Origin of the sequence: Paenisporosarcina sp. TG-14 (genome assembly GCF_000297555.1) — a bacterium.
Lineage (GTDB): Bacteria > Bacillota > Bacilli > Bacillales_A > Planococcaceae > Paenisporosarcina > Paenisporosarcina antarctica.
Map to the genome: position 1 here is coordinate 43,859 of NZ_AMGD01000074.1, position 7,206 is coordinate 51,064.

General features: G+C 35.0%; 6 protein-coding genes. 1 reads left to right on the plus strand and 5 read right to left on the minus strand.

The genetic code is table 11. The annotated features are described in order from the left end of the window. Window positions 1–1,053: 1,053 nt before the first annotated feature. Complete coding sequence (locus C406_RS0117295) at window positions 1,054–1,581, minus strand: hypothetical protein (RefSeq protein WP_017381918.1); 528 nt, start codon at window positions 1,579–1,581, stop codon at window positions 1,054–1,056. A 1,357-nt stretch (window positions 1,582–2,938) separates the two neighbouring features. Between C406_RS0117295 and C406_RS0117300 the strand changes: the two genes are divergently transcribed. After that, on the plus strand, window positions 2,939–4,531 hold the full coding sequence (locus C406_RS0117300; RefSeq protein WP_017381919.1) for a long-chain-fatty-acid--CoA ligase: 1,593 nt from the start codon (window positions 2,939–2,941) through the stop codon (window positions 4,529–4,531). Between the two features lie 164 nt (window positions 4,532–4,695). Here the strand turns inward: C406_RS0117300 and C406_RS21155 are convergent, their stop codons facing one another. The 4 genes from C406_RS21155 to C406_RS0117315 form a co-directional block, all read right to left on the minus strand. Further along, window positions 4,696–4,938, minus strand: a complete 243-nt coding sequence (locus C406_RS21155) for a DUF4181 domain-containing protein (RefSeq protein WP_017381920.1) — start codon at window positions 4,936–4,938, stop codon at window positions 4,696–4,698. Between the two features lie 29 nt (window positions 4,939–4,967). Further along, on the minus strand, window positions 4,968–5,096 hold the full coding sequence (locus tag C406_RS21305) for a hypothetical protein (RefSeq protein ID WP_017381921.1): 129 nt from the start codon (window positions 5,094–5,096) through the stop codon (window positions 4,968–4,970). Window positions 5,097–5,305: 209 nt separating this feature from the next. Beyond that, window positions 5,306–5,491, minus strand: coding sequence for a hypothetical protein (locus C406_RS0117310; protein ID WP_017381922.1), 186 nt, complete (start codon window positions 5,489–5,491; stop codon window positions 5,306–5,308). A 488-nt stretch (window positions 5,492–5,979) separates the two neighbouring features. Then, window positions 5,980–7,023 carry a DUF2332 domain-containing protein gene (locus tag C406_RS0117315; protein ID WP_017381923.1) on the minus strand — a complete coding sequence of 348 codons (1,044 nt, stop codon included), beginning with the start codon at window positions 7,021–7,023 and terminating at the stop codon, window positions 5,980–5,982. Between the last annotated feature and the right edge of the window lie 183 nt (window positions 7,024–7,206).

The following is a 7,206-nucleotide window of genomic DNA, read 5'->3' on the forward strand; positions in this document are numbered from 1 at the left end:
ACCAGCTGCCTTAATTACTTCTAGATGTAACTTTTTAACTCCAATTGTCTTTTACCAATTCATCATTTTCCTTAAGTTAAAACATATGTCTAATTAAACGTATTATCAATCTCGGTATAAACAATATGATTTCTGAAATTACTACAAACATAAATGAATCTTTAATTTCACCGAATATGTAATTTAGAATACCTTCTTTTTTCTTTTTTCTTTTTACTCTTTCCTTCTCTTTTCATCCAATGATCTCCTTTAAAAAACTACGGGATACTCTACAAATTTTTGCGCGTTAATTGTGCAGGATAATTTCATTCTGTTTGTCTAGAGAGCCTATTTTCGGCTAGAAATCACACTAGCATTAACTACGTTTCTCTTTAAAAAAGACTAGGTCAACAAAAACGAACGCAAAAGATAAACTGATGGAGTTTATAACTATCGTAGACAAATCCGATTGTAACGGTTTATACATATAACCAACAAGATAGGAGATCGTACATAGAAAAATAAAATATGCAATAAATTTTAACAGTCTATTTCTTATTTCTCTCCATTTCAATTTCTTCATATTGATAATTATGGCAATAATAAAATAAAAAACAGAGAGAACCAGAAATATCATATAGCCACTAATAAATACAAAAGAAAAAGAACTATCAACGTCTTTAAATATGATGAAAAATGTAATAATTCCACCTACTAAAAGCAGTACATAAATAAAGATTGTTAAACTATTTTTCTTCATTTTACAACTCCAATCTATTGGTTTACCATTTCTTGAAACAATGCCTAAGCAGCTAATTTATTTTAAAATCATACACTTGGTAGTGGAACAATTATAAAGATTACTTATGATGTAATCTCTTCCGGTCATCTCTTCTATATCATTATTTTCTAAAAGGTTTTCTATGAATGCGTGAACACCAGTCGCACTATTTTTGTGTTATATAGAACAAGTGCGAAGTGACTTTATTTGTCACTTCGCACTTGTTCTATTTTTAGGTATGCAGCAGATTTGCTGTTCAAACATTGTTTAAATCTTCTTTTGTTTTATGTATTTTATGTAATATCAAAATCAGTATCTTTTGGATACAGAGCAACATATTCTTCATCTTCATCTAAAAAGGCGATTTTAACATTATCTAATAACTGGTTATTAGATAATTCCTCAATTGTCGTTTTTAAAGCTCTTTGGACATCAATCACATAGTTGAAGACGTTCGTACTACCACTACCAATGTCTCCCCCATCGCTCGAACCATTTCCAGTCCAACCTAAACAGTCATTCATCAATTCTTCAACCAACTGTCTTCTTTCATGTGCTTCTTCCATTTGATCTTCTTCATAACGATATTGGACTACAAGCTCGATTAACTCCTCTTCATCAAGGTGTTCATACCCTTCATCCAACTTCTCTTTAGCTAATATTCCTATTACCTTTTCTGCTTTTTCAAATAACTTTAATTTTACTTCTTCTGTTCCACCAATATCTCCAACAACACCAAAGTGTACGGTTACTGTCTTACCGTCTTTCCAAGCTTCCCAATAAATCAACTCATTATCTACTTTTTTAATTAACTTAATCACTGTTTATTCCTCCTATAAGTTATAAATGTTATAGAAACAAGATCACTCTTCAATGCCAAGTTTGGTTAGTTAAACAAGATACTATCATTCTTATAGACGTAAAGCATTTATTAGCTAAAGTACAAGATTTATTTATTTCAAACAAATAGCACCACACTATATTTTCCTTTAATTTCTATAACAATGATTCATCAAGTGGACTCCATCTCAAAGCTAGTCAACTTGTTTCATGAGACGATTTTTGAGGGTCTCTATTGATTATAAAAATTTATCGGCCAAACACGTCTCGCAGCCTAGTTAACTTGATGAAACAGCTACTAATAAATGGTCGATCTCTAATAAAAAAACCTTCACTTACAGAAAAAAGTCAATTAGTCCCGTTCTACACTGTTTTGCAAAGGCATGAAATGGTTTTATTTTCGCTGCGCTCCTGAAAAACATATTATCCAGATCTGTAAAAAATGGGATTGTACGTAATTAAAGCTAGCGGGAATCAGCAGTGAATCATCTCAATAGCTAGTCAACTTGTTTCATGAGACGATTTTTGAGGGTCTCTATTGATTATAAAAATTTATCGGCCAACTTGAGGTGTTTATCGGCCAAACACGTCTCACAGTCTAGTTAACTTGCTGATACAGCTATTATTAAATTGACGAATTTTATTAAAAACACCTTCACTGGCATAAAAAAGTCATGTAGCGACAGCGAAATGGCTCCAAATTAGTCCCTTTCCACACTGTTTTGCAAAGGCTTGAAATGCTTTTGTTTTCGCTGCGCTCCTGTTTGAGTTCACTTGCAGATGAAGTCCATAAATCCAGGGACATTGTTGTCTGACTTAAGATCAGGATAGTATACGAAACTCTACTTTTTATATATGGGTTTATGGGAATTGTAGATAATATAAAGAATGCAAATAGAGGTCGAAATTGTATCTTCGGCCGATTGTCTTTTTGCAGCAAGTGTCCATTCTTAACCAAAATCAAAGATCTGCGCTCGAAAAGGTTGCAGGAGAGAGACGGATGCAGACCCACCGCATAATTTTCTTCATTCCTAGGTTATCCTGCAGTGGATGTGCCGTCCATAGCGAACCGGAAACCATAGTCGATACAGTATAGAAAATACGTCTTTCACTTGGAGATTTCCACATTCATTCCCTAGGTTATGGTTGCAGCGGGTTTACCGTCCATAGCGATCCGAAAAATTCAGAGTATGCAGTGTGGAAATCCTTCTTTCAAGCATTCTAAATTTCCATAAATCTTTTTTCGTAGAATTTTCGGTATTTTCAAATAATATGGTAGAATATACATACAATCCTACTATTCTATCGAATAAGGGAACTCAGAAAGGAAGATGTTCAATGTTCTCTCCATTAACTCCACTCGATTGGAAGCGCAGGGCGGTAAAGTATTACCCTGAAAAAATTGCTGTAATAGATGAGGAAAAGAAATTTACCTACAAGGAGTTTGGAGAACGCACAGACCAACTTTCAATTGGCCTACATGAATCAGGCATTCGAAAAGGCGATCATGTTGCTGTCATGTTGCCGAATACACATTATATGCTCGAATGTTTTTACGGCATTTGCCAAATTGGCGCGGTCATGGTGCCATTGAATTATCGCTTAACATCAGCTGATTTGGAGTACATCATCAATCATAGTGATGCCAAAATGCTCATTATCGATGAAGAATTCAGCGGATTAATTGAAGAAATCGCAGGGAATTTAAGTTTTGAAGAATTTGTTATCGTGAAAGTACCTGGTCAAACGTCTTCATTAAAAGCTGTAGAATATGAGCAATTCCTTGTTCAGTCAGACAGCAACACTGCACTTCCTGTGGTAGACATTGATGAAAACCAAATGCTAACTTTGAATTACACAAGTGGCACAACGTCAAAACCAAAAGGCGTCATGTTACCACATCGCAGCAATTATATGAATGCAGCGAATTTCTTATATCATTTAAATGTAAAACATGATGATGTCTATCTTCATACGTTACCGATGTTCCACGCGAATGGTTGGGGTGGCGTTTGGGCGCTAACTGCAGCAGGTGGTACACATGTGTGCTTGCGAAAAGTAGATACATCTTTAATTCTTGATTTATTTGAAAGTGAAAATATTTCCTTACTATGTGGTGCACCAACCATTGTGAATATGTTGGTAAACGATCCGAAAGCAAAAGAAGTTCAATTAAAGACCGAACTGCGAATGGCAACTGCAGGATCACCTCCCGCAGCCGCTCTTATTCAAAAAGCGCAGGAAATTCTTGGCTTGAATATGATCCATGTTTACGGTTTAACGGAAACGTCTCCATTCATCTTGTATTGTGAATGGAAAAAGGAATTCGAATCAAAAACAAAAGATGAACAAGCTTCAATCAAAGCGCGACAAGGCATCGAACTTGCGTTTAACGGGGAAACAAAAGTTTTAAACCCTGAAGGAGTAGAAGTTGCATGGGACGGCAAGGAAATGGGCGAGATTGTAACCCGCGGAAATGTTGTCATGACAGGGTATTATAAGGATCCACAAAAAACGGCAGAAGCGATTAAAGACGGTTGGTTCTATACAGGCGATTTGGCTGTAACTTATCCAGATGGATACATTGAGATCCAAGATCGTATTAAAGATTTAATTATTTCAGGTGGGGAGAATATTTCTTCTACAGAAATTGAAGGCGTGCTTTACAAGCATCCCGACGTTTTGGAAGTAGCCGTCATTGCCGTTCCTCATGAAAAATGGGGAGAAATACCAAAAGCAATAATCGTACTCCACCCGGGTGCAAAAGTAACAGAAACAGAAATCATCAGCTACTGCCGCTCCATCATGGCCCATTTCAAAGCACCAAAAGAAGTGGAATTCGTGGAATCATTGCCAAAAACAGCAACCGGCAAACTACAGAAATTCCGTTTGAGAGAAATGTATTGGAATAGCTCGAAGAAAGTGAATTAATTTAATAGTAGAACCTTCCCCGCCTATGGACAACTGTTCCTGGGCGGGTTTATTATTGGGATGAGTGAACACGGGCATTATTTAAACAAGAAATGTGTTTATACTACTGGAATTTTGTATAAGAAAATGAGCTTGGAAATGTTTCTCCAAGCTCATTTTTATTATTAAATAATTAAATCATAATTAAATTGAATGACTATTACTAAGGCAAGTAACACTATTACCTCTTCGCTAAGTGTTAGAATGTATTGTTTTGGGTTCTGCGAATATTTCCTCTCAAAAAAAGCTCTTATTGGATAATCTAGTACAATGATGAAAATAGGTAGTAGTAAAAAATAATTCGGATAATTTTCAACTATCACCAACATATTGGTAATTATAATTACAATAACAGAAGTAATTCTCATACCCCAATCAATTTTCCTGTGCAAATTGTTTATGTGGTTGTAAGAAAAAAAGGATTTTTTTCTTTTTCAATCTTAAGTACTTTTCTCAAAAGAAGCTTTACTACCATAATTAAGCCAAGCACCATCAATAAGAAGAGTACCACCTTTATCCAAAACATATGCAACCTCCCGATATTAAAGTGACCTACACCTATAGATGTAAAAGCACATGTTAGTTGTACAATTAGTTATTCATTTCAATCATTAAACAGGTAATTTGACAGTCCATCATAGGTATTACCATCGTGCATTTATAAAATTGAATTCCGTCAATTTCAATATCCTCAATGGTGATTTCGTGAACAAAGAAACTTATCTCTCCTGTATGTCACTTATTAAAAGTTACAGATAAACAATCCACAAATGAAATAGTAGAATCCGAATCTTTCCCTCCTGGATCACCATACCTCATTTGTACTAAATGATTTGCGTGGTCAAACGACAAGTCCTTCAACTCTGCATCAATATAGTCTGTATCCAGTTTATCCATAATTTCATGACTGCTAGGTCTCAAAAGAAACACCTCCAATTGCAGAAATATTCCTACTATTTCCTCTGCTCCAAACGGAACGTGACAGTTTTCCCGTCATTTCTCGTTCCATCTAACGTTATGAACTAGACTATATTTTCCTCGGTGGATTCGGAAAATATGCGAAACCTAACTTTTCAAAAATGTGGGTTTATGGAATTGTAGCTATTATAAAGAATGCATGTAGAGGCCGAAATTTCATCTTCGGCCGATTGTCTTTTTGCAGTAAGTGTCCATTCACTAGTTAACCCAAAATCAAAGATCTGTGCACGTCCAGGTTTTTGGAGAGCGACGGACGCACATCCGCCGCAGGATTACCTATATGAACGGGCGAGAATCGAAGTGACAACTTCACTTCGATTCTCGCTTTCATTCTCTAGGTTATGGTTGCAGCAGCTTTGCCGTCCATAGCGAACCGGAAACCTAGTTTTTTTCTATGGAAATTTAACTTGGGAGTACTTGATTTCTTGCTACTATACTGGCAATTCAGTTCCAAGTAACCATTTAAACCATCTACCGTGACCATCTGTTTCAGCAATTGTTTGCTTATATTCAATTCCATTTAAATAATAATCTAAATGCAAATTTCTATCTTGAATATTGTTGTAAATATGAAATACATCTCTTTTCATTCCAATTGACTCTACAGTGGTTAACAATGAATTTCTGGTTTCTAGCGACATTTGATTTGCCACATGAGTATGGAAAATACAAATTGTGCTATCCGCAGGCACATTTTCAACAATTTCACTTAGTAATGCTACCCCATCACCTTCTATTAATTGAACTGGATAGTCTTTGATATAACTAGCTGCACGTTCAAACATCTCTAGTCGCTCTTTGTGCTCAGTCCAAATTAATGATTTCAGCCATACATATTCTTCTTGATCATTTAGATCAACTATATTTAAATCAATACCAATTCTGTTTGAAATGGGTGGAGGAGTTGGATATAAAAATGGTGTATTGTCACCCATTACTTCTGAAGTAATGCTTAGTTTTGAATTTTTGTCTCCCACAACTTCATCAGCCTTATATGAATATGAATACTTATCCCACAGTAATTGTAACCCTGCACTAGTTCCAATTTCGATAAGTGCCAATGGTTTATTGGTTTTCTCGTAAATGAAACTAAAAGCTGGATAAAGGTAAGCACATCTTCGGACCTCGTTTGTTTGAACAAGCTTTGTTTGTAATATCTGAATTAGTTCATTTTTGTGTACTAAACAAAAGTCTTTAAAGGAATCAAATGATTCGTTATATGCCTTTGCTTCAACGACCATACTAGGATAGTATTCTTTTAATTTGTGGTCTTTACCTTTTAAAAGTAGATAATGAACAGCACCGAAAAGCAAATTAGGTATAGGTTGACCGTTTCTCGAGTTTAAGGAAAGCTCAAGAAGTTCTATATCTTTCGCAATTTTTAAGGACAAGAACTCATATAATTTACTTGAATTTTTGCATTCTTTTTCAGAGAAATTTACAAACAGATGTGATATTACTTCTCTAGTTAACAAATTATCACTCCTCATTTCATAATAAAAGTATTGCCTAAACACTATTTTACCACATTTATGCATTTTTCCTTTTATTTCAATAAAAAAACCGAAATAATATGTTATTTATAGAAAGAATCTCACTTGTGACTACCATCTCAAGATAAGACAGTGTGTTTGGATAATCGAGTAGGAGGGAGTGAT

Excerpts from the sequence above, each read along its gene's own strand:
- C406_RS0117300 (WP_017381919.1), top strand. The coding sequence starts at position 2,939 with ATGTTCTCTCCATTAACTCCACTCGATTGGAAGCGCAGGGCGGTAAAG.
- C406_RS21155 (WP_017381920.1), bottom strand. The coding sequence starts at position 4,938 with ATGAGAATTACTTCTGTTATTGTAATTATAATTACCAATATGTTGGTG.
- C406_RS21305 (WP_017381921.1), bottom strand. The coding sequence starts at position 5,096 with ATGTTTTGGATAAAGGTGGTACTCTTCTTATTGATGGTGCTTGGCTTA.